This is a genomic window from Salinarimonas sp., from assembly GCF_046292825.1.
In the GTDB taxonomy this organism is placed as follows: domain Bacteria; phylum Pseudomonadota; class Alphaproteobacteria; order Rhizobiales; family Beijerinckiaceae; genus Salinarimonas.
Genome location: NZ_JBKBQG010000009.1, coordinates 24,071 through 49,063, shown reverse-complemented (window position 1 = coordinate 49,063; position 24,993 = coordinate 24,071). Strand labels below are relative to the sequence as shown.

Genomic DNA, 24,993 nt, shown 5'->3' with positions numbered 1-24,993 from the left:
TCCCGGGTCCGCTTCGCGGTCCGGGATAACAGCGCACGGAAGAATAATCCGAACGCTCAGCGCAGCATCATGCGCGAGATGCGGGAGGCGGCGTCGAGGAGTTCCGGCAGGATCTGCGCCTGCATCTCTTTCGTGGTGAGCCGCACGCTCGGGCAGCAGACGTTGAGCGCGGCGACGATCTCGCCCGACCGGTTGCGGATCGGCGCCGAGATCGAGCGCAAGCCAACCTCGAGCTCCTGGTCGACGATGGACCAGCCCTGCCGCCGCGTCTCCTCGATCAGGCTCGCGAGCTGCACCTTCGAGGTGACGGTATGGGGCGTGATCTTCTCGAGCGTCACGCCGTCGAGATAGGCCTCGAGCTTGTCCTCCGGCAGGCCGGCGAGAAGCACGCGTCCGGTCGACACGGCGTGAGCGGGAGCGCGGCTGCCGATGTTGATGCCGATGCTCACCACGCGCTGCGAAGTCGCGCGGGCGACGTAGCGCACGTGGTCGCCGTCGAGGACGGCGACGAACACCGATTCCTGCAGCTTCTGCGCCAGCTCGTCGACGACGGGCTGCATGATCTCGGTGATGTCCATCGAGGCCAAGAGCGAGAAGCCGAGCTCGAGCACCTTGGGCCGCAGCTGGAAGTACTTGCCGTCCGTCGAGGCGTAACCCTCGCGCACCAGCGTCAGCAGGAAGCGGCGCACGGCGGCGCGCGTCATCGCGGTGCGCTCGGCGACCTCGCTGAGCGTCATGCTAGACTTCGACCGGTTGAAGGCGCGGATGACCTCGAGGCCGCGCGCGAGCGAGGTCACGTAGTCGCGATCCTCGTTCGTCGCCTCGTTCGCGGCATCCGCCGCGTTGTCGGCACCCGCATCGAGCTGATCGTCGTCCTGGAGATCGTCCTTTGCCATCGTGCGTCCTCGGCTCGGCTGAAACGGGGAATAGGGGCGGATAGCGGGTCGATCAAGAGCCGATTCCGGCGGCGCACAGGTATTTCACCTCGACGAACTCCTCGATGCCCATGCGCGAGCCCTCGCGTCCGACACCGGACTCCTTCAGACCGCCGAACGGCGCACCTTCGTACGAGAACAGGCCGGTGTTGAGGCCGATCACGCCGAAATCGAGCGCCTCGCCGACCCGGAAGACCCGGCCGACGTCGCGGGTGAAGTAATAGGCGGCGAGGCCGTACTCGGTCGCGTTCGCCATGGCGATCGCCTCCTCCTCCGTCTCGAAGCGGAAGACGGGCGCGAGCGGACCGAAGGTCTCCTCGCGGGCGACGCGCATCTGCGCCGTCGCTCCGGCGATGACGGTCGGCTCGAAGAAGGTGCCGCCGCGCGGATGCCGCCCGCCGCCCGCGACCACGCGCGCGCCGCGCTCGACGGCATCGGCGACGTGGCCCTCGACCTTCTCGATCGCCGCCTCGTCGATCAGCGGCCCGATCTCGACGCCCGCCTCGAAGCCGTCGCCGACGCGCAGCGCCGACACGGCGGCCGCGAAGCGCTCGACGAAGGCGTCGTGAATGCCCGCCTGGACGAGGATCCGATTCGCGCACACGCAGGTCTGGCCCGCGTTGCGGAATTTCGAGGCGATGGCGCCCGCCACCGCCGCATCGAGATCGGCGTCGTCGAAGACGATCAGCGGCGCGTTCCCGCCGAGCTCGAGCGAGAGCTTCTTCACGGTGCCCGCGCATTGCGCCATCAGCGCCTTGCCGACCTCGGTCGAGCCGGTGAAGGTCAGCTTGCGCACGATCGGGCTTTCGGCGAGCTCGGCCCCGACGGCCCGCGCGCTGCCCGGCACCACGTTGAAGACGCCCGGCGGCAGCCCAGCTTCCTCGGCGAGAGCGGCGAGCGCGAGCGCGGAAAGCGGCGTCGCGCTCGCCGGCTTGAGCACCATGGTGCAGCCGGCCGCCAGCGCGGGGCCCGCCTTGCGGGGGATCATCGCCATCGGAAAATTCCACGGCGTGATCGCCGCGCACACGCCGATCGGCTGCTTGAGCACGAGGAGCCGGCGGTCGGGATCGTTCGTCGGGATCGTCTCGCCGTAGACGCGCTTGCCCTCCTCCGCGTACCACTCGATGAAGGCGGCGCCGTAGAGGATCTCGCCGCGCGCCTCCGCGAGCGGCTTGCCCTGCTCGGCGGTGAGGATCTCGGCGAGCGCGTCGGCATTCGCGACGACGAGCTCGTACCAGCGGCGCAGGATCGCGGCCCGCGCCTTGGCGGTCGTGGCGCGCCATTCGGGCAGGGCGGCCTCGGCCGCTGCGATGGCCGCCTTCGCATCCGCCCGCGTCGCGCTCGCGACGCTCGCGACGAGCGCGCCGGTCGACGGGTTGCGGACGGAGAAGGTGGCGCCGTCCTGCGCGTTGCGCCAGCCTCCGTCGATGAAGAGTTCCGTCCGCGCGAGGCGGGACCGCTCCAGGACGGCTGACGACATGATCACACTCCGACATGCTGTGCGTAAGACGCACACTTGTACGATTTTGTGCCGCCTTCACGCAAGGCATTTATCGCCCAGGTGCCGGGCTGAACCGCCTTTCAGGAGGCAAAACCGCGTCTGCTGGCGTTCTTCTGCGACAGAGGCAGGGGATCCGCAAGCGACCCCGCTTGCACGATCCGCCACCTTTCCGCACGGATGTTCGGACACGAGCCGGTTTGCGCTTTCGCGAAGCGGAAGGCGAGCACGGCTCGGCTCGTCCACCCAAGCTCCGTCGGGACGTGAAAAAACCCCCGCGCCGGGGAGGCCGGCGCGGGGGTGATCTCTTCGTTCGACGGTCGCGGCTCACTTGCCGCGAAGGGAGTCCTTGATGCCGCCGATGGTGTTCTGGGTCTTGCCTTCGGCGCGATCGGCGGTGCCGTCCATCTCAGTCTTGCGATCGCCGGTCAGCTTGCCGATGCTCTCCTTGGCCTTGCCCTTCATGTCCTTGGCGGAACCTTCGATACGATCCTTGTCCATGGTGCTCTCTCCATTGTCGACATGCCGAGACAAGTCGCGGGAAAGATTGCGGTTCCTCTCGAGCCGACGCGCGCCGTCGTCACAGCCGCACCCCCGTCATGATGGTCTTCCACGGCTCGCGATGCCCGTGGAGCGTGTCCGGATCGGTGCCGCGCAGCCGGGCGAGCTCGGCCGTGAGGCGGTGGAAGGGCACGATCGCGAGCATCGGCCGCAGCAGCGGATGCGGCGCGGGCGCGAAGGGCAGCGTGGGGGCCTCGAGCCCGTCGCGCGCGCTCCCGCAGGTCAGGACGGGTCGCAGGCCGAGGCGCGTCAGCACCTCGCGCAAGAGCGCCGAGCGCCCGCGATCGTCCATGTCCGGCTCGAGGATCACCGCGCCCATCTCCGGGTGGAAGGCGGCGGGCGTGCCGTGCAGCGCGAATTCGGGCGACATCGCCTCGGTCCAGATCCAGGCCCCCTCCTTCAGCTTGAGCGCCGCCTCCTGCGCGGTGACGAGATCGTCGCCGAAGCCGACGACGAGGACTGGATGCGCCTCCGCGAGCGCCCCGACCGCCGCCTCCGGCATCGGCATGGCGAGCGTCCGCTCGAGCGCCTCCGGCAGCTCGGGAAGGGCGCGCGCGAAGGCGTCGCCCGCGGCCTCGAACGGGGCGGCGAGGCGCGCGAGGGCGGCGAGCGAGGCGAGATAGGAGACGCTGAACGTGCCGGCGGTCTCGTTGGGGCAGGTGCGGATCGTGTGGTGCGCCGCCTGCTCCGGAGCGCTCTGCCCGACGATGGCGATGGTCGGCGCGGCGCCGGCCTCGCGGGCCCGGGCGAGCGCGGCGTTCGGGAACAGCTTGGTGCCCCTGTGGCTGATCACCACGACCTGGTCGCCGGGCGCGATCGGGACCGCACCCGTCCCGAGATCGTGGGCGTCGACCGCGTGCGGACGGACCTGCCCGGCGCTGAGGCGGGCGATCCAGGTCGCGGCGACGCGGGCGGCGTGCAGCGAGGTGCCGATCCCGGAGAACAGGATCGGGCGTTCGGGGTCGAGCGCCGGCACCTCGCGGGCGAGGGCCTCTCTCACGGCATGCGGGATGGCGGCGATCTGATCGTCATAGGCGAAGCGCGTCATGCGGGCTCTCTCGGTCGGTCGGTGAGGGTCGGGTCGGCTCAGACGAAGGCGTCGAGGCGGGCGTCGAGATAGGCGGCGACGTCGGGTCCGCCGGCGGGCTCGAGGACGTGCCGGATCCAGGCGGCGCGCTCGAACTCGACGATCGCGAGCTCCCAGATGCAGGCCGCGGGGCCGGGCCATTGATGGACGAAGCGCCCGCCATGGCCCTTCGGCGCGCCGTAATTGTGGTGGCGCAGGATGTCGTTGTCGGACCACCACTCGACGAGAACGTAATCGCCGTTCTCGCCCTCGTGCACGATCAGCACGGCGAGGCCGTGGCGGCGGAGATCCTCCCGGCTCGCGCGCGACAGGCGCTCGCGGGCGATCTCGCGGCCCTGGTCGACGAGCGCGGACGGGGGCGCGCTCCCATGCAGGGTGAGCCCGTAGACCTTCACCCGCCAATCCTCGAACGACCACAGGCCGAGCGCGCTGACGCGCCGCCTGCGATACGGGCCGATCGGTTCCGCCGACATCCTGCGCTCGCGCCCCCGCCTGTTTGACACGCTCGTCGTGTAGGAGCACTTTGGCGCAGCATGCAGAGCCAAACCGGAGCGAAAACGTTGGGCCAAATTGAGCGACGCGCGGCGCGCCGCGGAGACGCCCTCGAGGCGACCTTCCTCGCGGACGTCTCGCGCGATCGGGACGAGCCGCTCGAGCGGCAGATCGTCGAGCGGCTGCGCGCCGCGATCGGCAGCGGACGCCTCGGCGGGGGCACGCGGCTGCCGCCGACGCGGCGCCTCGCGGCCGATCTCGGCGTCGCGCGCAACACGGTGGCCGCCGCCTACGAGCAGCTCGTCGCGGACGGCTATCTGGTCGGCGCGCGCGGGGCGGGCACCTTCGTCGCGGGGGACGCGACGGCCCCCGCCGCGCGGTCGGCGACCGCTTCGCGCACGGGCGCCGCCGCGGATCGGGCGCCGTCGGCGGCGCTCACGCCGGGGGAGCCCGGCCTCGTGCAGCTCGGCGCCTGCTGCCCCGCCGACGAGCCGTTTCCGCGCGCGGCCTGGCGACGGGCCTTCGCGCGCGCGGCGAGCGCGCTGCCGGGGGGCGACGACGGCGCGCCGGCGGGCGAGTGGCGCCTGCGCGCGGCGATCGCCGCCTATCTGGCGCGGGCGCGCGCGCTGGCGGTGGCACCCGAGGCGGTGGTCGTGACCGCGGGCGCCGTGCAGGGCATCGCCCTTCTCGCGCGCCTCCTGCTCGCGCCCGGCGACGCGGTCGCCTTCGAGGACCCCGGCTACACGCTCGCGCGCGAGGCGCTGACGCGGGCGGGCGCGCGCATCCTGCCCGTCCCGGTCGATGCGGACGGGATCGTGGTCGACGCCCTGCCGGAGGGGGCGAGCGCGCCGCGTCTCGTCTACGTCACGCCCTCGCACCAATTCCCGCTCGGGGGGCGGCTGTCGCTGTCGCGGCGGCGCGCGCTGCTCGATTGGGCGGGGCGCAACGGCGCCCTCGTCGTGGAGGACGATTACGACGGCGAGTTCCGCTACGACGCCGCCCCGCTGCCGCCGCTCGCCTCGCTGCCCGGCGCCGAGCGGGTCGCCTATGTGGGCACGTTCTCGAAGACGCTGACGCCGACCCTGCGCCTCGGCTTCGTGGCCTGCGCCGATCCGCGCCTCGTCGCGGGCCTGACGGAGCTGCGCGCATCGGGCGACAACCACACGCCGAGCCTCACCCAGAACGCCGTCGCGACCCTGATCGAGGACGGCACCCTGACCCGGCACGTCGCCCGCATGCGCCGCGTCTACGCCGCCCGGCGCGCCGCCGTGCAGGACGCGCTCGCGCCGATCGCCGACCGGGCGCCGCTGCGCGGCCTGTCGGCGGGGCTGCATGCCTGGCTCGATCTCGGCGACGCGGAGCGCGTGGCGGCGATCCGCGCGGCGATGCGTCGACACGGGATCGCGCTCACCCCGGTCGACGCCTTCGCCCTGCGCCCGCAGACGGCGCCGCAGGGGATCGTGCTCGGCTACGGGGCGCTCGCCCCCGTCGAGGCCGCGCGCCTGTGCGGGCGGCTGCGGTCCGAACTCGACGCGATCGACGCTCGCGCGGCGCGCGCGAGGGGAGACGGATGAAGCGGCATGGACAGAGCGCGATCCGTCGCGCAGAAAGGACATTCGTCGGAGATCCTCATGCCGCCGCTCGTCGCCCCTCGCGCACTCCTCGCCGCACTCGCGGCTCTCCCGCTCCTCGCCGCCCCGGCCCGCGCCGACGACGTCCTCGTCTTCGCCGCGGCGAGCCTCACGGACGCGCTGAACCGGGTCGCGGAGGCATGGCGGGCCGAGACCGGGCACGTGGCGCGGATGTCCTTCGCCGGGTCCTCCGCGCTCGCCCGCCAGATCCAAGAAGGCGCGCCGGCCGATCTCTTCGTCTCGGCGAGCGTCGATTGGATGGAGGCGCTCGAGACCTCGGGGGACCTGCGCGAGGGCACGCGCCGCGACATCCTCGGCAACACGCTCGTGCTGATCGCCCACGGGCGGGACGCCGAACCCGTGACGATCGACGAGCGCCTCGACCTCGCCGGGATGCTCGGCGGCGAGCGGCTGTCGATGGCGCTCGTCGAGGCGGTGCCGGCGGGCATCTACGGGCGGCAGGCGCTGACGTCGCTCGGGCTCTGGGAGAGCGTCGCGCCCCTCGTCGCGCAATCGGACAATGTCCGCGCGGCGCTCGCCTTCGTCGCCCTCGGCGAGGCCCCGCTCGGGATCGTCTACGCGACGGATGCGGCGGTCGAGGACGCCGTCACGATCGTCGGCACCTTCCCGGAAGGCAGCCACGACCCGATCGTCTATCCGGCCGCGATCACGGCCCAGAGCGAGAGCCTGGTCGCCGCAGCCTTCCTCGACTTCCTCGTCTCCGACGCGGCCCGGCCGATCTGGGAAGAGTTCGGCTTCACGGTTCTGGACTGAGCGGCGGGCGGCGATGAGAGAGGCTCTGGCGGGCTGGCTCGGGCCGGCGGAATGGCAGGCGGTGGCCCTCTCGCTGCAGGTCTCGTTCTGGGCGACGCTCGCGAGCCTGCCGCTGGGCATCTTCGTCGCCTACGCGCTCGCGCGCTGGTCGTTTCCCGGCAAGCAGCTCCTGAACGGGCTCGTCCACCTGCCGCTGATCCTCCCGCCGGTGGTGACGGGCTACCTCCTGCTGATCGTCTTCGGGCGGCGCGGCAGCGTCGGGCAGTTCCTCGAGCAATGGTTCGGCATCGTGCTCTCCTTCCGCTGGACGGGCGCGGCGGTCGCGGCGGCGGTGATGGCGTTCCCCTTGATGGTGCGCGCGATCAGGCTCGCGATCGAGGCGGTCGATCCGAAGCTCGAGGCGGCGGCATCCACCCTCGGCGCCTCGCGGCCCTTCGTCTTCGCCACCGTGACCCTGCCCCTCGTCCTGCCCGGCATCGTGGCGGGCGCGATCCTCGCCTTCGCCAAGGCGATGGGCGAGTTCGGCGCGACGATCACCTTCGTCTCGAACATCCCCGGAGAGACGCAGACGATCCCGTCGGCCATCTACGCCTTCCTGCAGGTGCCCGGCGGGCAGGAGGCGGCGGGCCGGCTCGTGATCGTCGCCATCGTCATCGCCATGGCCGCGCTGCTCCTGTCGGAATTCGTCGCGCGCCGCGTCGCGAAGCTGGTGGCGGGATCATGAGCCTCGAGATCCGGCTCGCCCACCGCTTCCCGGGTTTCGCGCTCGACGTCGCCTTTTCGGCGCCGCCGGGGATCACGGTGCTGTTCGGCCCCTCCGGATCGGGCAAGACGACGCTCGTGAACGCCGTCGCCGGCCTGCTGCGGCCGCAGGAGGGCCGGATCGCGGCGGGCGATTTCGTGCTCCTCGACACGCGCGCGCGCCGCTTCCTCCCGCCCCATCGCCGGCGCCTCGGCTACGTCTTCCAGGAGGGCCGGCTCTTCCCGCATCTGAGCGTGCGCCAGAACCTCCTCTACGGCCGCTGGTTCGCGCCGCGCGAGGCGCGCACCGAGAGCCTCGAGCGGGTCGTCGACCTCCTCGGCATCGGCCATCTCCTCGGGCGCCGCCCGGGCTCGCTGTCGGGCGGGGAGAAGCAGCGGGTCGCGATCGGGCGCGCGCTCCTCGCCGCGCCGAAGCTGATCCTCGCCGACGAGCCCCTCGCGGCCCTCGACGAGGCGCGCAAGGCCGAGATCCTGCCCTATTTCGAGCGGCTGCGCGACGAGGTGCGCGTGCCGATCCTCTATGTCAGCCACTCGTCCGCCGAGGTCGCGCGGCTCGCGACGACCGTCGTCGCCCTGCGCGAGGGCCGCGTCGCGGCGATCGGCACGCCGGGGGAGGTGCTCGGCGACGCGCATGCCGTGGGCGCGCGCGCAGCCGCCTCCGTGCTCGCGGCGCGGGTCGTCGCGCATCACGCGGACGGGCTCACCGAGCTCGCGACGGCGGCGGGGCCGCTCTTCCTGCCGCGCATCCCCCATCCCGTCGGCGCGGCTTTGCGCGTGCGCGTGCCCGCCCACGACGTGATCCTCGCGCGCACCCGGCCCGAAGGGCTCTCGGCGCTCAACATCCTGCGCGGGCGCATCGTCGACATCCGCGACGGGCACGGGCCGGGGGTCATGGTGAGCCTCGCGATCGGCGAGGCCGGGGAAGCCGGGGAGGAGCGTCTTTCGGCCCGCATCACCCGCCGCTCCGCGCAGGCGCTCGATCTCGCGCCCGGCCAGGACTGCCACGCGATCCTCAAGAGCGTCGCGCTGGCGCAGGAGGATATCGGGACGGGGACGGGCTGACCCTCCCCTCCCCCGCTCAAGGCGCCGTCACCGGCGATGCGGCGGTGCCGGCGGCGCGGCGGGCGAGGAGGAGCGAGATCGCGTCCGTGCCAGCCTCTCCGGCGCGGCGGAGCGCGATCGCTGCCGCGATCTGCCAGACCAGGATCGCGAGGAGCACCGCGGCGGCCGCGCCCACCGCTCCGAAAGGCGGCACCAGGGCGAGGCTGCCGAGCACCAGGGCCACCAGCGCGACGACGCAGAAGGCCGCGTTGCGCCCCTGCGCGCCGGCGAGGTTGAGCATGGTCACGCTCGGCCCGGCGAGCGCGCGCACGGCCTGGGCCGCGACGAGGATCGCGAGGACCGGCCCGCCTTCCGCGAAATCCGCGCCGAACAGGGAGAGCGCGAAGCCGCCGAGCGCCAGCGCCGCGAGCGTGGCGAGGAGCGTCCCGGCGGCGGGCAGCATCACCGCCCGCACGACGGCCGCGCGCAGCCGGGCGGCATCGCCGAGAAGGCGCGCCTCGGCGATCTCGGGGCCGGCCACGTGGTGGGCCGCCTGGACGAGGAAGCCGACGAGGAAGGACAGCTTCAGGCACAGGCCGAACACCGCCGTGTCCACCTTGCCCATCAGCGGCGCGGCGATCACGATGGCGACGTCGGCGAAAGCCGAGAGGAACAGCGCGACGATGATCGCAGCGCGCGCCTCCCCCCGCCACCGGCGCGCGAGCCGGGGCGCCGACGGCGCGACCGGGCCCGGCGGCACGAGACGGCGGGCGAAGACCGCTTGCAGCAGCGCGACAAAGGCGGTGATGGCGAAGAACAACGCGATCACCCCCGCCCCGCTCATCGCGAGCCCGCTCGCCACGAGCGCGAGCACGGCGCCGAGGAACAGCACGGGGCGGGCGAGCGATTCGAAGACGTAGGCGATGTCGAAGCGCCGCTTGGCCGCCGCGATCTCGCCCGCGAGGTTGATCGCCACGACGAAGGGCAGGCAGGCCGCGCCCATCAACAGGCCGAGACGCAGGCTGTCCGAGACGGGCAGCGGCAGGAAGGCTGCCGCGACGAGCGCGCCGGCGAGGATCGCCGCGCCGACGGCCGCGCTCGCGATCGCGCTGCGCAGGAAGCGGCGTTGCAGCGGCAGACGATCGCGATAGCGCGCGATGAAACGCGTCGCCACGCCGGGATAGCCCTGCGCCCCGACGAGACCGAGCACCGCGACGAGGCTCGTCACCGCGTAGAACAGGCCGAGCTCGGCGGCACCGAGCTTGCGCGCGAGCAGGAGCTGGGCGCAGAACCCCGCCCCGGCCCCCGCGAGACGGAGCGCCGTGATGAAGGCCGAGGATTCGAACAGGCGGGCGACGCGGCCTGACACGGGCGGGCTCACTCCGAGAGACGATCGACGTCGCAGGATGGGGTGCGACCGTTGCGAAATGCTCAAAGGGGGCGAATCGACGCAACCGCTTTTCAGGTGTCCGCGCGCGACCATGCAACTCTTCATGGTTGGGACGCGCAGTCCGACGGCTCCGACCGGACCCGCCGGCGGCGGGCGCCTCCGCGGCGAGAAACCCATGTCTTTGATCGTGCGAGAGAAGCCCGAATGCTGTTCGATTCGTAAAGGTTAACTTAACCTTCCGCTCGCTTCCGATGGGAAAACAGCCATCTTCTTACCGGGCAAAGGCGTATTTTCGATCCCCGCCCGGACACGAAGAGGCATTCGGCATGTGCGGCATCGCAGGCCTTCTCGGTACCGATCCGGCCCCCCCCTCGGCGCGGGCGCGCCTCGACGCGATGCTCGACGCGATCGCCCATCGCGGGCCGGACGGGCGCGGCGGCGTCGTCGCGGGGCCGGCCTGCCTCGGCCATGTGCGCCTCTCGATCCTCGACCATGCCGGCGGCGCGCAACCCTTCGTGGACGACAGCGGCGAGGTGTTCCTGAGCTTCAACGGCGAGATCTTCAACCACGAGGAGATCCGCCGGGACCTCGAGGCGCGCGGCCACGTCTTCCGCACCCGCTCCGACACCGAGGCGCTCCTGCGGCTCTATCTCGAGCGCGGGGAGGCGTGCGTGCACGCGCTCAACGGGGACTTCGCCTTCGCGATCTACGATGCGCGCACGCGCAAGCTCTTCATGGCCCGCGATCGCATGGGCGTGCGGCCGCTCTATTGGACGCAGACGCGAGACGGCCTCGCCTTCGCCTCCGAGATCCGGGCGCTCCTCGCGGGCGGCTTCGCCTCCGGCGCGCTCGATCCGCTCGCGCTCGCCGACATCTTCACGCTCTGGTTCCCGCTCGCGCCGCGCACGGCCTTCGCCGGGGTGAACGAGCTGCCGCCGGGCCATCATCTCGTCGCGACCGATGCCGGCATCCGCGTCTCCCCCTGGTGGGAGCCGTCCTATCCGACCGCCGAGGAGGACGCCGCCGACGTGCGCGGCGAGGGCGCGATCGCGGAGGAAGTGGCCGCCCTCCTCGCGGACGCGACGCGGCTTCGCCTGCGGGCGGACGTGCCGGTCGGGTCCTATCTCTCGGGCGGGCTCGATTCGAGCATCGTCGCGGCGCTCGCCGCGCGCGAGGTCGGCGCGGGCTTGCGCACCTTCTCGGTCGGCTTCGAGGCGGCCGATCTCGACGAGACGCCCTTCCAGCAGGAGATGGTCGCGCGGCTCGGCACGGCGCACACCGCGATCCTCTGCCGCGGCGCGGACATCGCCGCGGATTTCGCCGCGGTCGTCGCCCATGCCGAGCGCCCGATCCTGCGCACGGCTCCCGCCCCGCTCTACCGCCTCGCGGCCCGGGTCCGGGCGGAGGGCTACAAGGTCGTGCTCACCGGCGAGGGCGCGGACGAGGTCTTCGGCGGCTACGACATCTTCAAGGAGGCGAAGATCCGCGCCTTCTGCGCCCGCGCGCCGGGCTCGCGCCTTCGCCCGCTCCTGTTCCGGCGCCTCTATCCCTACATGCCGAGCCTCCAGGCCCAGTCGCCCGCTTATCTGAACGCCTTCTTCGGCATGGCGCTCGACCGGCTCGGCGATCCGCTCTTCTCGCACCTGCCGCGCTTCTCGACGACGGCGAAGACGAAGGCGTTCTTCTCCGACGATCTCCTGCGCGCGATCGGCGATTACGACCCCCTCGCCGCCCTCGCCGAGCGGCTGCCTGGGAATTATGCGCGCTGGCATCCGCTGGCGCAGGCGCAATATCTCGAGACCGCCCATCTCCTGCCGGGCTACATCCTCTCCGCCCAGGGCGACCGGGTGTCGATGGCGCACGCGGTCGAGGGGCGCTTCCCCTTCCTCGATCCGCGCGTCGTCGACGCCGCCGCGCGCATCCCCGCGCGCCTCAAGCTGAAGGGTCTGCGCGAGAAGCACATCCTCAAGGCGGCGCTCGGCCACCTCGTGCCGGCCTCCGTGGCGGCGCGTCCGAAGCAGCCCTACCGCGCTCCGGACGCGGCCGCCTTCTTCGCGGAGGGCGGCATCGGCGCACCGGCGCTCGCCCATCTCGCCCCCGATGCGATCGCGCGCCAGGGCCTGTTCGAGCCGCGTGCGGTGGAGAAGCTCGTACGCAAATGCGCGGGCGGCGCGCTCGGCACGAAGGACAACATGGCGCTCGTCGGCATCCTGTCGACGCAGATCCTGCGCGAGGCGCCCGCTCTGCGCCCTGCCCGCCCCCATTCCCCTCGCCTGCGCGCCGCGAGCGGCGCCTGAGCGAGCCCGATCGAGGAGAAGACCCATGCCGAACACCATCGAGACGCAGATCCGCGCCTTCATCGAGGAGAGCTTCCTCTTCCGCAACGACGGCGTCGCCCTCGGCGCCGAGGACTCGCTCCTCGAGCTCGGGCTGATCGATTCGACGGGCGTGCTCGAGCTCGTCGCCTTCCTCGAGGACACCTGGGGCTTCACCGTCGGCGATGCCGAGATCGTGCCCGAGAACCTCGATTCGATCCGCGCCCTCGTCGCCTTCGTCGCCGCCAAGAACGCGGCCGCCAAGGCCGCCTGAGGACGCTATCGACAACCGAGGAGACACTCCCATGCGCGTCGAAGATCATCTGGCGGCGAGCGCGCGGCGCCATCCGGAGAAGACGGCGCTCGTCGTCGGGTCCGATCGCATCGCCTACGCGACCCTTGAAGACGAAGCGGCGCGGCTCGCGGGCGCGTTGCGGGCGGCGGGCGTCGCGCGGGGAGACCGCGTGGTGATCTTCGCCGACAATTGCCGCGAGGCGGTCGTGGGGCTCTACGCGGCGATGCGGGCCGGCGCCGTGTTCTCGATCCTCAACCCCTCGACCAAGGCCGACAAGCTCGGCTTCGTGCTGCGCGATTGCGAGCCCGCCGCGATCCTCGCTCAAGCCCGTCTCGCGCCGATCCTCGCGGCCGCGCTCGACATGCTCGACCCGGGCAACCGCCGCCCTGCCCTCTTCCTCGTCGGCGAGAGCGACGCGCTCCCGAGCGCCCTCCCCTACGCGACGGCGATCGCGGGCCCGCGCATCGCCGCGGGAGAAGCCGGCATCGATCTCGACCTCGCGATGCTCGTCTACACCTCCGGCTCGACCGGCGTGCCGAAGGGCGTGATGATGACGCATCAGAACGTCGTCGCCGCCGCCACCGCGATCACCACCTATCTCGAGAGCGCGCCCGACGACATCGTGCTGTGTGCGCTGCCGATCTCGTTCGATTACGGCCTCTACCAGGTCCTGATGACGGTGATGGTCGGCGGCACGCTCGTGCTGGAAAAGTCCTTCGCCTTCCCGCAAGCCGTGCTCCAGCGCATCCGCGACGAGCGCGTGACGGGCTTCCCGCTCGTGCCGACGATGGCGGCGCTCCTCCTGCAGATGCGCGAACTCGAGCCCGGCTCGCTGCCGAGCCTGCGCTACGTCTCGAACACCGCCGCAGCCCTTCCTCCGGCGCACATCGCCCGCCTGCAGGAGCTTCTGCCCGGCACGCGGATCTACTCGATGTACGGCCTCACCGAGTGCAAGCGCTGCACCTGGCTGCCGCCCGCCGAGCTCGCCCGCCGGTCGGGCTCCGTCGGGATCGCGATCCCCGGCACCGAGGCCTACGTCGTCGACGAGGCGGGGCAGCGCGCGGCGCCGGGCGTGACGGGCGAGCTCGTCATCCGCGGGGCGCACGTCATGAAGGGCTATTGGCGCAATCCGGAAGCGACCGCCAAGGCCCTGCGCGAGGGCCCCCACCCGTGGGAGCGGGTCTTGTACACGGGCGACCTCTTCCGCACCGACGAGGACGGCTTCCTCTATTTCGTCGCGCGCAAGGACGACATCATCAAGACCCGCGGCGAGAAGGTCGCGCCCAAAGAGGTCGAGAACGTCGTCTACATGCTCGCCGGCGTGCGCGAGGCGGCGGTGGTCGGCGTGCCTCATGCCGTGCTCGGAGAGGCGGTGAAGCTGCTCGTCGCGCTCGAGCCCGGCGCCGACCTCGACGCGCGCGCGATCAAGCGCCACTGCGCCGCCCATCTCGAGGATTTCATGGTGCCGACCGAGATCGAGATCCTCGCCGAACTGCCGAAGACGGCGACCGGCAAGATCAGCCGCCGCGAAGCCGCCGCCCTCGTCGCGGCCGAATGAACGGAGACCGCTCATGGCCATGACGCAGACCGCCCTCCGCCCCTTCGACGCGCGCGCCCTCGCGATCGATCCGGCCCACGAGACGGCGCGGATCGCCCATGCGCTGCGCGAGCAGGTCGGCAGGCGGCTGCGCAAGCGCGGCATCGTGCTCGGCCTCTCGGGCGGGATCGACAGCTCCGTCACCGCGGGCCTCGCGGTCGCGGCGTTCGGCGCCGACAAGGTGCTCGGCATCCTGATGCCCGAGCGCGATTCCGACCCCGACAGCCTGCGCCTCGGCCGGCTCGTCGCCGATGCGTTGGGCATCGAGACGGTGGTCGAGGACATCGCGCCTGCGCTCGAGGCGATGGGCTGCTACGCGCGGCGCGACGCGGCGATCCGCACGGTCGTGCCCGAATACGGGGAGGGCTGGACCTGCAAGGTCGTGCTCGATCCCGCCTTCCGCGCCAAGGGCTACAACCTGTCGAGCCTCGTCGTGCGCGCGCCCGACGGGGAGGAGACGCGACGGCGCCTGCCGCTCGCCGCCTACCAGGCGATCATCGCCGCCGCCAACATGAAGCAGCGGACCCGCAAGCAGATCGAGTATTTCCACGCCGACCGCCTCAACCGAGCGGTCGCGGGCACGCCGAACCGGCTCGAATACGCGCTCGGCTTCTTCGTGAAGAACGGCGACGGGGCGGCCGACGTGAAGCCGATCGCACATCTCTACAAGTCGCAGGTCTACGACCTCGCGGCCCATCTGCACGTGCCCGACGAGATCCGCGCCCGCCCGCCGACGACGGACACCTGGTCGATGCCCCAGAGCCAGGAGGAATTCTACTTCGCCGCGGACACGCGCACGATGGACATCTGCCTGTGCGCCCTCGATCTCGGCGCGAGCCGAGAGGAGACCGCGCGTGCGGCGGGGATCTCGGAGGAGGCGGTCGAGATCGTCTGGCGCGACATCGCGGGGAAGCGCAAGGTCGCGGCGGTGCTCCATGCCGGTCCCATGACGGTCGACCCGGTCGCGATCGACCTCGCCGCGATCGACCCCGCCGCGGCGGACGACCGATGACCCCGCAGGCGCGCCCGGCGCCTCCGGGCGGTGAGACGGCGCCGGCCGAGTTCCGCTTCATGGGCCTCGGCTTTCCCGCGATGCCCGACGTGCTCGCCCCGCGCGCGGAGACCGAGCTCCTCGGCCGCGCCGCGCTCGAGGCGCTCGCCGCGCGCGGGCGGGCGCGACCGCTCGTCGTCGACATGTGCTGCGGCGCGGGCAATCTCGCGGTCGCGATCGCCGCGCGCGTCGTCGGCGCCCGGGCCTTCGCCTGCGATCTGACCGACGGCGCCGTCGCGGCGGCGCGGGCGAGCGTCGCCCGGCACGGGCTCGGCGACCGGGTGAGCGTGCTCCAGGGCGACCTCTTCGCGCCGCTCGCCGACCACGACCTCGAGGGGCGCGTCGACCTCGTCGTGTGCAACCCGCCCTACATTTCCACGGGCCGTCTCGCCAAGGATCGCGCCCACCTCCTCGCAGACGAGCCGCGCGAGGCCTTCGACGGCGGCCCCTACGGCATCGCGATCCTCCAACGGATCGCGCGCGAGGCCGGACGCTTCCTCGCGCCGGGCGGCGTGCTCGCCTGCGAGTTCGGGGAGGGACAGGGCCGTCAGGTCGAGCGGCTTCTCGCCCGCACCGGGACCTGGGCGGATATCGCCTTCCTCGCCGATGCGAGCGGCACGGCGCGCGTCGTCACCGCTCGCCGAGCGGCCTCTTCGGACATTGCAGCATGAGCGCGCTTTCGAGTCCGGCGATCGCCAACGCAGTTCCCGAAATCCGCCCGGTGAGCGCACAGGACGTGCCCGATATCGCGCGTCTCTTCCGCGAGACCTTCCTGCCGCCGACGGCGCGCGACGTGCCTCAGCAGGCGCTCGAGTCCATGCTCGCGCGCCTCTTCGTCGCCCCCCTCGCCGACGATCCCGAAATCGCCTCCCTCGTCCATCGCGACGCGCAGGGGCGGCTCGACGGCTTCGTCGGCGTGATGGCGACGCCCTTCGAGATCGAGGGGCGGCCCTGCCGCGCGGCCTATTCCGGCACGCTGATGGTCCGCGCGCAGGACCGCGATCCGATGGCCGGAGCGCGGCTCCTGCGCGGGTTCCTCTCAGGGCCGCAGGACGTCTCCCTCTCGGAGACCGCCAACCCGATCTCGGAGGGGCTCTGGAAGCGCCTGCGCGGCACCGTGCTGACGAGCTACAGCCTCGAATGGCTGCGCGTCTTCCGCCCCCTCGCCTTCCTCGCGGCCGGCGTCGAGCACGCGGGCGGGCCGGCGCGGCGCGCGCTGCCGCTCGTGCGCCCGCTCGCCCGCCCCCTCGACGCGCTCGCCGCCCGGCTCGCGCCCGCTCTGTCGCGGGTGGCGGACACGGCGTGCGGCGAGGAGGAGATCGCGGACGACGCCACCTTCGCCGCCCTGCTCGAGCGCTTCACCGAGCCCTATGCGGCGCGGCCGGCCTGGGCGCGGGTCGACCTCGCCGCGCGCATCGCGGCCTCGCGGCGCAAGGCGCGCTACGGCGCCATGGTGCGCCGCCTCGTCCTGCGCGGGACGGTTCCGATCGGCCTCTATCTCTACCACGCGCGGCCCGGCGGCATCGGCCACGTGCTCCAGATCGTCGCCGCGCCGGGGCGCGCGGGCGACGTCGTCGACCGGATGTTCGCGAGCGCACGGGCGGAGGGGCTCGCCGCTCTGCGCGGGCGCACGCAGCCCGACAGTCTGGACGCGATGCTCACGCGCGGCTGCGTCTTCGCCCACCGCGCCTCGACCTGCGTGCAGACGCGCGACCCCGCGCTCCTCGCGCCCTTCGCGAGCGGCCGCGCCTTCGTCACCGGGCTCGCCGGCGAGACGTGGTCGCCGCTCGTGGGGGACGATTTCGGCAGTTGAGCGGCTCGGGCCGATCGTCAGTGCCGCTCGTGCAGGCACTCGCCATGGTCGGCGAGCACCTCGATGATGCGGCATTGCGCGACGGTGCCGTTCGCGCAGGCGAGCATCGCACGCAGCTCGCCCCGCAGGGCCTCGAGCCGCGCGATGCGGTTCTCGACGTCGTCGAGATGGGCGCGGGCGATCGCGTGGGCCTCGCCGCACCGGCGCTGCGGATCGGCGGCCATCGCCAGGAGCTCGCGGATCGCGTCGATCTCGAAGCCGAGATCGCGGGCGTGGCGCACGAAGGCGAGCCGGCGCAGATGCGCGGGCCCGTATCGCCGCTGCCCGCCGCGCGTGCGCGCGGGCGCCGGCAAGAGGCCGATCTCCTCGTAATAGCGGATGGTGGGGACCTTCACCCCCGTGCGACGCGAGAGATCGCCGATCGCCAGATCGTCGGTGCCGCCGTTCGCCATCGCGCGCTCTCCTCGTGTTTCTCGAATCGGGAGACCGACATTCGCCAATTCCCGTCGTTTTCCGCTTGAAGCTCTAGTCGCTAGAGGTCGTAGCATGCCCTCGTGATGGAATCGAGGACGGCGGGACGGGATGAGCGAGACGTTGCGATATCGGGTCGAGCGCATGGATTGCGCCTCCTGCGCCGCCAAGATCGAGACGGCGCTCGCCCGCATCGAGGGCGTGGGGGACGTCGCGGTGAGCCCGGGCGCGGGGACGCTGCGCCTGCGCGCTCCCGAGACCGCGCGCACGCAGATCGAGGCCGCCGTGCGCGCGCTCGGATTCGGCCTCGCGCCTGTCGAAGCGGCGAGAGCGACGCCGGCCGATCCGCCCTGGCACGGGGCGCCAAAGGCGCGGCTCGCGCTCGCCTGCGCGGCGGGGCTCGCGGGAGCCTACCTCCTCGGCCTCGCCGTGCCGGACCATGCCGATCTCGCCTACGCGACGGCGATGCTGATCGGCCTCGTGCCGATCGCCCGGCGCGCGCTCGCGGCCGCGCGGGCTGGCTCGCCCTTCACGATCGAGACGCTGATGACGATCGCCGCGATCGGCGCCGTGATCATCGGCGAGACGGCGGAGGCGGCGATCGTGGTGCTGCTCTTCCTCGTCGGCGAGATGCTGGAGGGCGTCGCCGCCGGGCGCGCGCGCGCCGGCATCCGCGCGCTTGCCGCCCTCGTGCCGAAGACGGCGCTCCTCGAACGGGACGGCGGGCTCGCGACCGTCGAAGCCGCCGCGCTCGTCCCCGGAGACGTCATCCACGTGCGCCCCGGCGACCGCATCCCGGCGGACGGCACCGTGCTCTCGGGCGAGGGCGCCGTCGACGAGGCGCCGGTGACCGGCGAGAGCGTGCCGCGCCCGAAGGCGCCGGGCGACGGCGTCTTCGCCGGCACCATCGTGACGGACGCCGCCTTGCGCGTGCGGGTGAGCACGGACGCGCAGGACAACACGATCGCGCGCATCGTGCGTCTCGTCGAGGAGGCGCAGGAGGCGAAGGCGCCGACCGCGCGCTTCATCGACCGCTTCGCGCGCATCTACACCCCTTGCGTGCTCGTCCTCGGCGCGCTCGTCGCGACGCTGCCGCCGCTCCTCGTCGGCGCGCCCTGGCTCGACTGGATCTATCGCGGCCTCGCGATCCTGCTGATCGGCTGCCCCTGCGCGCTCGTCATCTCGACGCCGGCGGCGATCGCGGCCGGCCTCGCGGCGGGTGCGCGCCGCGGTCTGCTGATCAAGGGCGGCGCCGTGCTCGAACGCCTCGGCCGGGTCGACGCCATCGCCTTCGACAAGACGGGCACGCTCACCCGCGGCCGCCCGGTCGTCACCGACATCGTCGGGCTCGATCGCACGGCGGCCGAGGTCCTGGAGGACGCGGCGGCGCTCGAGGCGGGCTCCGCCCATCCGATCGCGAAGGCGATCCTCGCCCATGCGCAGGCAGAGCGGGTCCCGGTCGTGCCCGCGATCGGCGTGATAGCGCTCGGCGGCAAGGGCGTGAAGGGGCGCTTCAAACGCCGCGCGCTCTTCCTCGGATCGCCCCGGGCCGCCGCCGCCGTCGCGCCGCTCGACGAGGCGACGCTCGCGCGCATCGCCGCGCTCGAGGCGCGGGGCAAGACCGTCTGCGTCCTCCTCGTCGCCGAGCGCCCCGCCGGCCTGATCGCGGTGCGCGACGAGCCCCGCGCGGACGCCGCCGAGGGCCTGCGCGCGCTCGAGCGGCTCGGGATCGCGCCCGTGATGCTCACCGGCGACAACCCGACGACCGCAGCCGAGATCGGCGCGCGCCTCGCGATCCCCGTCCATGCGGGCCTCTTGCCGCAGGACAAGATGCGCCTCGTCGAGAAGCTGCGGGCCGAGGGGCACGTCGTCGCCAAGGTCGGCGACGGCATCAACGACGCCCCCGCCCTCGCCGCCGCCGATATCGGCATCGCCATGGGCGGCGGCACCGACGTGGCGCTCGAGACGGGCGACGCGGCCTTGCTCGAGGGGCGCGTGGGCGACGTCGCGCGCATGGTCCGCCTCTCGCGCGACACGATGGCGAACATCGCCCAGAACATCGCCGTGGCGCTCGGCCTCAAGGCGGTGCTCCTCGTCACCACGATCCTCGGCATCACCGGCCTGTGGCCCGCGATCCTCGCCGATACCGGCGCGACCGTGCTCGTCACGCTCAACGCCATGCGCCTTCTCGCGGCGGGGCGCAGGATGTGACGAGCCGTTCGCCGGCTCTCCACCGGGCATCGCGAAAACCCTTTCGAGTTTCGATCGATAGTTGATACATTCTTCACGTACCCGTGGTTGATTCGCGGCGCCGTGTCGCAGTGCGGCGTCGTCGCGTCACGTCACGGGCGACCATTCCGAGGGGGCATTCATGATCCGACATTCGAAAGCCGGCCTGGCCGGCACGGCGGCTCTGGCGGCGCTCTGCGCGCCCGCCTTCGCCGAAGACGCGCGCACGCCGAACACGATCGACTACGCCATGTATTTCAACGCCGACGTGCGCGACGCGCCGGCCTGCGCGATGCAGGTGGTCGACGGCGCGGTGGTCGTCGACCCGGCGATCCGCAATCCGGCCATGACCTGCCCGGACATGTTCTCGTGGAAGCTGTTCACCGAGATCGTAACGCAGGAATTCTGGAAGAATTGGGCGGCCGACCCGCAGACCTGGCCCGCCCAGCCGATCGCGATGTGCGCGCCCGGCCAGGATCCGACGACGTGCTGCACGCCCGGCTCCCTCGACAATCCGGGCTATGACGATGCCGACAACCCGGCGCTTCACTGCCCCTATTTCCCGGGCGATCACCGGGCCGCGGGCGCGACGCCGCCGCTCCACCAGGCGCAGCCCCTCTCGAAGGCCCACACCACCGCCTTCGACGCGAGCGTGCGGCCGGTGACGCCCCAGGACATCGACGCGATCGATCCGGGCCGGATCGTGCGTCAGTCGATGGCCGAGCTCGTCTTCCGCAACAAGCCGATGTTCGACTACGTCTTCGAGAACGACCTCTACAATTCCGACGGCGTCGCGAAGGTGTTCGCCGAGAACGCGCGGGTGATGACGAACCAGGCGCCCTTCCAGAGCGCCAATGCGGGCGGCGCCAGCGCGCGCATCGACTTCCCCGTCGACGCGGTGATGATCAAGAGCAATTGGATCTCTCGCGCGCGCGCCGAGGAGCTCGGCATCGTCGAGAATCCGGACGCGCCCTTCGTCAAGATGACGCTCACCTCGGCCGTGACCGACAACAACGCGCAGATCTTCGAGCCCGGCGAGCATTGGCTCGTCGCCTTCCACGTCTCCTCGAAGGACATCCCCAATTGGGTCTGGCTGACCTTCGAGCACGTCGACAATCTCGGGCGCTGCGACTACACGGGCTGCAACGATTCCTACGGCTTCGCCTCGCCCGACGAGGTGCCGGAAGGCGCCGCCGACAACTTCACCCGGCCGCACATGATGAGCGACGAATTGCCCATCGCCTCGGCGATCTTCGATCCCGGTCGCGTCTATGCGGGCGGCGCGATCCGGCCGGGCCTCGAGGCGGTGCTCGACGGGCTCGGCATCGGCACGGGCGAGAGCGCCGACGCGGCGATGCCGAGCATCGGCGATCCGGCCTGGCGCAGCTATCGCCTCAAGGGGAGCCAGGTGAACTTCGTCCAATCGACCGGCTGGCGCAACATCCTCGGCAACTCGGTCACGGAGGGCGGCTTCGTGATGTCGTCGTCCTGCATGACCTGTCATGCCCGCGCCCATGTCGGCCCCGACGGCACCCCGAGCGTGATCGGCGTCTTCGAGAACACGCTCGGCCAGATCGGCTATGCGGAGGGCTCGGTCGGCATCCCGGACCCGACCTGGTTCGTCTCCAGCCAGCAGCCGCCGAAGCTCGAGGCTCTCCAAACCGATTTCGTCTGGGGCTTCTTCTTCGCGAACGCCCTCCAGCACGCGTCGGAGTGAGGCGCCGCGGGGGGGGGGGGGGGGGGGGGGGGGGGCCGGGCCCCGCGCGCGCCCCGATTTCTTCTGGGGTTACTTCTGCGCGACCGCCCTCCAGCAGGGGGGGGTGTGTGGCGCCGGGGCGCGCGGCGGGTCCGGGCCGCTCGCCGCCGGATTCGAGCCACGCGTTCTTGCGATAACGCAATTAAAGGGTGTCATCCCGGGCCGCGAAGCGGACCCGGGACCCATAACCTCGACGCTCGTCCGAGCGCGCATGCCGCGCTCGCTCCGCATCCTCAGATGAAGCCACCGTCGGAGATACGCAGCCTATAGGCTGCGACCGACGCGTCGTGGTTCTGGGTCCCGGATCGCCTTCGGCGTCCGGGATGACAGCCGTCGGCAATCGAGAAGCCGCAGGCAGAAGAGAGCGCTCGCTCCCCCCAAACAGCCCCCCCTCCCCTCGGAACGTCCGCGCGGCTATAGCGGTTTGCCCCTCGCGCGCCGTGCGTCGCGCGCCCCGCCCCGCCCCGACGATTCCCGAGGAAGCCTGCCGATGACCCTTCTCGAAGCCGCGCTTCTCGGGATCGTGCAGGGCGTGTTCATGTTCGTGCCGGTGTCCTCCACCGCGCATCTCGTCGCGACGCAGCACCTCCTGATCGCGTCCGGCTCGCAGATCCCGCCGCCCGAATCGCCGCAGATGATCTTCTTCGATCTCGTGGTGCATGTCGGCACGCTGGTCTCGGTCGTCTGGGTGTTCCGCCTCCAGATCGCGCAATTCCTCTCGGGCACCGCGACCGAGCTGCGCCGGCTCGCAAAGCGGGAGATCCGGGGCGAGACGGCGCCGCGGCAGAGCTGGTTCGTTCTCCGGTTGTGGATGCTGGGCCTCCTGTCGGTCTTCGTCACCGGCACGATGGGGCTCGCCTTCCGCGATCTGTTCAAGACCGTGTTCGCCACGCCCGCGATGCTGGCGGCGACCTTCACGATCACCGGCATCCTCCTCTACGTCACCGACCGCCTGCCGCCGCGTCGCCTCGGCATCAAGGACATCGGCCCGGCAATGGCGCTCGCGATCGGCTTCGCGCAGGGGCTCGCGCTGATCCCGGGGCTCAGCCGCAGCGGGCTGACCATCATTGCGGCGCTTTTATGCGGCCTCAAGCGCAAGCGGGCGGCCGAGTATTCCTTCTTCATCGCCTTCCCGACGATCCTCGCGGCGACGGCGGTGCAGGCGGCGGGGCTCGCGCGGGCGGGCGAGCCGCTCGCGATCGCCGCCGCGCCGCTGGCGGTCGCCTTCGTCGTCTCGGCGCTGGTGGGCGTGGTCGCGTTGAAGCTCGTCCTCGCGCTCCTCTACCGGGCTCGGCTGCGTTACTTCTCCTACTACCTCTGGGCGCTCGCACTCCTCGTCCTCGTCGGTTTCGGCGACGTGCTGACCTGAGCCGGCTCCGGATTGGTGCGGATGGCGCGCGGGGCTCGGTTCGCGCGAGATGGCGGGCGAGAGCCTAAATCGATGCAGAATCCGCCTCCCCGTCCCGAAAGCAGCCCGCGATGAGCGGCCTGCCCCTCGTCGCCACGCTCGGCGGCATCGGCCTCTTCCTCATCGGCATGCGCATGATGAGCGACGGGCTGCGGCTCGCGGCGGGCGAGCGCCTGCGCGCGATCCTCGCCCATTCGACGAAGACGCGCCTGCGCGCGCTCGCGGCGGGCTTCGCGATCACCGCGATCGCGCAATCCTCGAGCGTGGTGACGATCGCGACGCTCGGTTTCGTGAATGCGGGGCTCCTCGGCCTCGGGCAGGCGGTGTTCGTGGTGTTCGGGGCCAATGTCGGCACCACGGCGACGTCCTGGCTCGTCTCGCTCGTCGGCATCGGCATCCGCATGGACGTCCTCGCGCTGCCCCTCGTCGGCATCGGCGCGCTGCTCGAATTGGCGCTGCGCGATCCGCGGCGGCGGGCGATCGGGCGCGCGCTCGCGGGCTTCTGCCTGTTCTTCCTCGGCGTCTCCGTGTTGAAGGACGCCTTCGCGGGCATCGCCGGCGCGGTCGATCTCGGCGCCTTCCAGGACGGCGGGATCGCGGGCATCGCCCTGTTCGTCGCGATCGGCATCGGGCTCACCGTCCTGACGCAATCCTCCAGCGCCTCGATCGCGATGGCGATCACCGCGGCGGCGGGCGGGCTGATCGGGCTCGAGGCGGCCGCCGCGACGGTGATCGGCGCCAATCTCGGCACGACCTCGACCGCCGCGCTCGCCTCGATCGGCGCCACCGCCGACGCCAAGCGCGTGGCGCTCGCCCATGTCCTGTTCAATGCCGTCGTCGGCCTCGTCGCCCTCGCCCTCCTGCCGGCGCTGATCGCCCTCGTCACCCTCGCCGTTCCCGACACGATGGAGGCGGGCGCGGCGGGGATCGCGACGACGATCGCGCTGTTCCACTCGCTGACGAAGGTTCTGGGCGTGCTCCTCGTGTGGCCGCTCGCGGGGCGCCTCGTCGCCTTCCTCGCGGGCCGCTTCGTTTCGCCCGACGAGAGCGAAGGCCGCGCGCGCCATCTCGATCCCAACATGCTCGCGGTGCCGAGCCTCGCCATGGAGGGCGTCGCGCGCGAGGTCGCGCGGCTCGTGGGCACCGCATCCGAGACCGCGCTCGCCGCCGTGCGCCACGGCCATTCCGCGCTCGGCGCGCTCGCGACCCGGCGGCGGACGGTCGAGCGGCTCTCGGGCGAGATCCACGCCTTCCTGCGCGAACTCCAGAAGCAGATGCTGCCCGAGCACGCCGTCGACGGCATCGGCCATGCGCTGCGCGCCGTCCGCCATGCCGAGGAGATCGCGGCGCGCAGCCTCGCCCTCGCCGAGGCGTCGCCGCCGCGGGCGGAGAGCGGCGGGGTCGCCGCGCGGCTCGCGACGTTCTCCGCCCTCGTCGAGCGCGCGCTCGCCCGCCTCGCCGACGCCTCCCCGGAGGGCATCGACGCGGCCGCGGCGGACGCGCTCGGGCGGGACGTCGAGGCGGGGTATCAGGCGCTCAAGGCCGAGATCCTCGCCGCCGGCGCGGCGGGAAGCGTCCCCTTCGAGGCGGTCGACGGCGCGCTCGATCGCGCCTACGCCCTGCGGCGCCTCGCCGAGCACGCCGCCAAGGCCCGCATCCGCCTCGCCCGCGTGGCCCCTCCCCCGCCCGAGAGCGGTTTCGGCGCTTGATCACCAGTTGTGGCTACGCTTCCGGCTCTGCCGAGACGACCTTAATCCGCCGATCAAAAGTTGTTCAACCTCGCGCGACCTCTTGCGAAGCCGGGCCGTCGTGCTATGGTCGAGCCCTGTCCATGGCGCGCCCGCTCGTGCCGTTTCCGCGCGGCGACCCGTTCGACGGGACCCGAGA

General features: G+C 72.2%; 21 protein-coding genes. 14 read left to right on the top strand and 7 right to left on the bottom strand.

The window, feature by feature from the left end; translation table 11 throughout:
- Positions 1 to 56: 56 nt before the first annotated feature.
- From ACK4UM_RS06855 to ACK4UM_RS06835, 5 genes are all read right to left on the bottom strand, one after another.
- On the bottom strand, positions 57 to 896 hold the full coding sequence (locus tag ACK4UM_RS06855; protein ID WP_409797150.1) for an IclR family transcriptional regulator C-terminal domain-containing protein: 840 nt from the start codon (positions 894 to 896) through the stop codon (positions 57 to 59).
- A 52-nt stretch (positions 897 to 948) separates the two neighbouring features.
- Positions 949 to 2,415: an NAD-dependent succinate-semialdehyde dehydrogenase gene (locus tag ACK4UM_RS06850; protein WP_409797148.1), complete on the bottom strand. Its 1,467-nt coding sequence runs from the start codon at positions 2,413 to 2,415 to the stop codon at positions 949 to 951.
- Between the two features lie 345 nt (positions 2,416 to 2,760).
- Positions 2,761 to 2,934, bottom strand: coding sequence for a CsbD family protein (locus tag ACK4UM_RS06845; RefSeq protein ID WP_409797146.1), 174 nt, complete (start codon positions 2,932 to 2,934; stop codon positions 2,761 to 2,763).
- A 79-nt stretch (positions 2,935 to 3,013) separates the two neighbouring features.
- The gene (locus ACK4UM_RS06840) at positions 3,014 to 4,042 is read right to left on the bottom strand and encodes an SIS domain-containing protein (RefSeq protein WP_409797144.1); all 1,029 of its coding nucleotides are present in this window, start codon (positions 4,040 to 4,042) and stop codon (positions 3,014 to 3,016) included.
- Positions 4,043 to 4,080: 38 nt separating this feature from the next.
- Positions 4,081 to 4,554: a hypothetical protein gene (locus ACK4UM_RS06835; protein WP_409797142.1), complete on the bottom strand. Its 474-nt coding sequence runs from the start codon at positions 4,552 to 4,554 to the stop codon at positions 4,081 to 4,083.
- 87 nt (positions 4,555 to 4,641) lie between these two features.
- Here ACK4UM_RS06835 and ACK4UM_RS06830 point away from each other — a divergent pair, with 87 nt between their 5' ends.
- The 4 genes from ACK4UM_RS06830 to modC are packed head-to-tail and all read left to right on the top strand — an operon-like array spanning position 4,642 to position 8,802.
- Complete coding sequence (locus tag ACK4UM_RS06830) at positions 4,642 to 6,147, top strand: PLP-dependent aminotransferase family protein (RefSeq protein WP_409797140.1); 1,506 nt, start codon at positions 4,642 to 4,644, stop codon at positions 6,145 to 6,147.
- A gap of 57 nt (positions 6,148 to 6,204) precedes the next feature.
- Entirely contained in the window at positions 6,205 to 6,978 is a 774-nt protein-coding gene (gene modA / locus ACK4UM_RS06825) for a molybdate ABC transporter substrate-binding protein (protein ID WP_409797138.1), read from the top strand.
- Between the two features lie 13 nt (positions 6,979 to 6,991).
- Positions 6,992 to 7,702 (top strand): molybdate ABC transporter permease subunit, encoded by a 711-nt coding sequence (gene modB / locus ACK4UM_RS06820; protein WP_409797136.1) that lies wholly within the window; start codon positions 6,992 to 6,994, stop codon positions 7,700 to 7,702.
- Entirely contained in the window at positions 7,699 to 8,802 is a 1,104-nt protein-coding gene (gene modC, locus ACK4UM_RS06815; protein ID WP_409797134.1) for a molybdenum ABC transporter ATP-binding protein, read from the top strand. Before modB ends, modC begins: the two co-directional genes overlap by 4 nt.
- 16 nt (positions 8,803 to 8,818) lie before the next feature.
- Here the strand turns inward: modC and ACK4UM_RS06810 are convergent, their stop codons facing one another.
- Positions 8,819 to 10,150 carry a lipopolysaccharide biosynthesis protein gene (locus ACK4UM_RS06810; RefSeq protein ID WP_409797132.1) on the bottom strand — a complete coding sequence of 444 codons (1,332 nt, stop codon included), beginning with the start codon at positions 10,148 to 10,150 and terminating at the stop codon, positions 8,819 to 8,821.
- Positions 10,151 to 10,497: 347 nt separating this feature from the next.
- On the opposite strand from ACK4UM_RS06810, the gene asnB reads away from it, so the two are divergent.
- The 6 genes from asnB to ACK4UM_RS06780 are packed head-to-tail and all read left to right on the top strand — an operon-like array spanning position 10,498 to position 17,242.
- Entirely contained in the window at positions 10,498 to 12,468 is a 1,971-nt protein-coding gene (asnB, locus tag ACK4UM_RS06805) for an asparagine synthase (glutamine-hydrolyzing) (protein WP_409797130.1), read from the top strand.
- Positions 12,469 to 12,493: 25 nt separating this feature from the next.
- The gene (locus ACK4UM_RS06800) at positions 12,494 to 12,760 is read left to right on the top strand and encodes a phosphopantetheine-binding protein (RefSeq protein WP_409797128.1); all 267 of its coding nucleotides are present in this window, start codon (positions 12,494 to 12,496) and stop codon (positions 12,758 to 12,760) included.
- 31 nt (positions 12,761 to 12,791) lie between these two features.
- Positions 12,792 to 14,339, top strand: coding sequence for a class I adenylate-forming enzyme family protein (locus ACK4UM_RS06795; RefSeq protein ID WP_409797126.1), 1,548 nt, complete (start codon positions 12,792 to 12,794; stop codon positions 14,337 to 14,339).
- 13 nt (positions 14,340 to 14,352) lie between these two features.
- A complete protein-coding gene (nadE, locus tag ACK4UM_RS06790; protein WP_409797124.1) occupies positions 14,353 to 15,390 on the top strand; it encodes an NAD(+) synthase in 1,038 nt (345 codons plus the stop codon).
- On the top strand, positions 15,387 to 16,100 hold the full coding sequence (locus ACK4UM_RS06785) for a N5-glutamine methyltransferase family protein (protein WP_409797122.1): 714 nt from the start codon (positions 15,387 to 15,389) through the stop codon (positions 16,098 to 16,100). The genes nadE and ACK4UM_RS06785 overlap by 4 nt, the downstream gene beginning before the upstream one ends.
- 50 nt (positions 16,101 to 16,150) lie before the next feature.
- Complete coding sequence (locus tag ACK4UM_RS06780; protein ID WP_409797120.1) at positions 16,151 to 17,242, top strand: hypothetical protein; 1,092 nt, start codon at positions 16,151 to 16,153, stop codon at positions 17,240 to 17,242.
- A 17-nt stretch (positions 17,243 to 17,259) separates the two neighbouring features.
- On the opposite strand, the gene ACK4UM_RS06775 is transcribed toward ACK4UM_RS06780, so the two are convergent.
- Positions 17,260 to 17,694, bottom strand: coding sequence for a MerR family transcriptional regulator (locus ACK4UM_RS06775; protein ID WP_409797118.1), 435 nt, complete (start codon positions 17,692 to 17,694; stop codon positions 17,260 to 17,262).
- 130 nt (positions 17,695 to 17,824) lie between these two features.
- Between ACK4UM_RS06775 and ACK4UM_RS06770 the strand changes: the two genes are divergently transcribed.
- The 4 genes from ACK4UM_RS06770 to ACK4UM_RS06755 all read left to right on the top strand — a co-directional run bounded on the left by ACK4UM_RS06770 (position 17,825) and on the right by ACK4UM_RS06755 (position 24,815).
- The gene (locus tag ACK4UM_RS06770; RefSeq protein ID WP_409797116.1) at positions 17,825 to 19,924 is read left to right on the top strand and encodes a heavy metal translocating P-type ATPase; all 2,100 of its coding nucleotides are present in this window, start codon (positions 17,825 to 17,827) and stop codon (positions 19,922 to 19,924) included.
- A 160-nt stretch (positions 19,925 to 20,084) separates the two neighbouring features.
- Positions 20,085 to 21,659 carry a hypothetical protein gene (locus tag ACK4UM_RS06765; RefSeq protein ID WP_409797114.1) on the top strand — a complete coding sequence of 525 codons (1,575 nt, stop codon included), beginning with the start codon at positions 20,085 to 20,087 and terminating at the stop codon, positions 21,657 to 21,659.
- A gap of 529 nt (positions 21,660 to 22,188) precedes the next feature.
- On the top strand, positions 22,189 to 23,067 hold the full coding sequence (locus ACK4UM_RS06760; protein ID WP_409797112.1) for an undecaprenyl-diphosphate phosphatase: 879 nt from the start codon (positions 22,189 to 22,191) through the stop codon (positions 23,065 to 23,067).
- Between the two features lie 110 nt (positions 23,068 to 23,177).
- Positions 23,178 to 24,815, top strand: a complete 1,638-nt coding sequence (locus ACK4UM_RS06755) for a Na/Pi cotransporter family protein (protein WP_409797110.1) — start codon at positions 23,178 to 23,180, stop codon at positions 24,813 to 24,815.
- Positions 24,816 to 24,993 lie beyond the last annotated feature (178 nt).

Excerpts from the sequence above, each read along its gene's own strand:
- ACK4UM_RS06760 (WP_409797112.1), top strand. The coding sequence starts at position 22,189 with ATGACCCTTCTCGAAGCCGCGCTTCTCGGGATCGTGCAGGGCGTGTTC.
- ACK4UM_RS06795 (WP_409797126.1), top strand. The coding sequence starts at position 12,792 with ATGCGCGTCGAAGATCATCTGGCGGCGAGCGCGCGGCGCCATCCGGAG.
- nadE (WP_409797124.1), top strand. The coding sequence starts at position 14,353 with ATGGCCATGACGCAGACCGCCCTCCGCCCCTTCGACGCGCGCGCCCTC.
- modC (WP_409797134.1), top strand. The coding sequence starts at position 7,699 with ATGAGCCTCGAGATCCGGCTCGCCCACCGCTTCCCGGGTTTCGCGCTC.
- ACK4UM_RS06850 (WP_409797148.1), bottom strand. The coding sequence starts at position 2,415 with ATGTCGTCAGCCGTCCTGGAGCGGTCCCGCCTCGCGCGGACGGAACTC.
- ACK4UM_RS06785 (WP_409797122.1), top strand. The coding sequence starts at position 15,387 with ATGACCCCGCAGGCGCGCCCGGCGCCTCCGGGCGGTGAGACGGCGCCG.
- ACK4UM_RS06765 (WP_409797114.1), top strand. The coding sequence starts at position 20,085 with ATGATCCGACATTCGAAAGCCGGCCTGGCCGGCACGGCGGCTCTGGCG.
- ACK4UM_RS06770 (WP_409797116.1), top strand. The coding sequence starts at position 17,825 with ATGAGCGAGACGTTGCGATATCGGGTCGAGCGCATGGATTGCGCCTCC.
- ACK4UM_RS06840 (WP_409797144.1), bottom strand. The coding sequence starts at position 4,042 with ATGACGCGCTTCGCCTATGACGATCAGATCGCCGCCATCCCGCATGCC.
- ACK4UM_RS06845 (WP_409797146.1), bottom strand. The coding sequence starts at position 2,934 with ATGGACAAGGATCGTATCGAAGGTTCCGCCAAGGACATGAAGGGCAAG.
- asnB (WP_409797130.1), top strand. The coding sequence starts at position 10,498 with ATGTGCGGCATCGCAGGCCTTCTCGGTACCGATCCGGCCCCCCCCTCG.
- ACK4UM_RS06835 (WP_409797142.1), bottom strand. The coding sequence starts at position 4,554 with ATGTCGGCGGAACCGATCGGCCCGTATCGCAGGCGGCGCGTCAGCGCG.
- ACK4UM_RS06775 (WP_409797118.1), bottom strand. The coding sequence starts at position 17,694 with ATGGCGAACGGCGGCACCGACGATCTGGCGATCGGCGATCTCTCGCGT.
- ACK4UM_RS06755 (WP_409797110.1), top strand. The coding sequence starts at position 23,178 with ATGAGCGGCCTGCCCCTCGTCGCCACGCTCGGCGGCATCGGCCTCTTC.
- modA (WP_409797138.1), top strand. The coding sequence starts at position 6,205 with ATGCCGCCGCTCGTCGCCCCTCGCGCACTCCTCGCCGCACTCGCGGCT.
- ACK4UM_RS06855 (WP_409797150.1), bottom strand. The coding sequence starts at position 896 with ATGGCAAAGGACGATCTCCAGGACGACGATCAGCTCGATGCGGGTGCC.
- modB (WP_409797136.1), top strand. The coding sequence starts at position 6,992 with ATGAGAGAGGCTCTGGCGGGCTGGCTCGGGCCGGCGGAATGGCAGGCG.
- ACK4UM_RS06800 (WP_409797128.1), top strand. The coding sequence starts at position 12,494 with ATGCCGAACACCATCGAGACGCAGATCCGCGCCTTCATCGAGGAGAGC.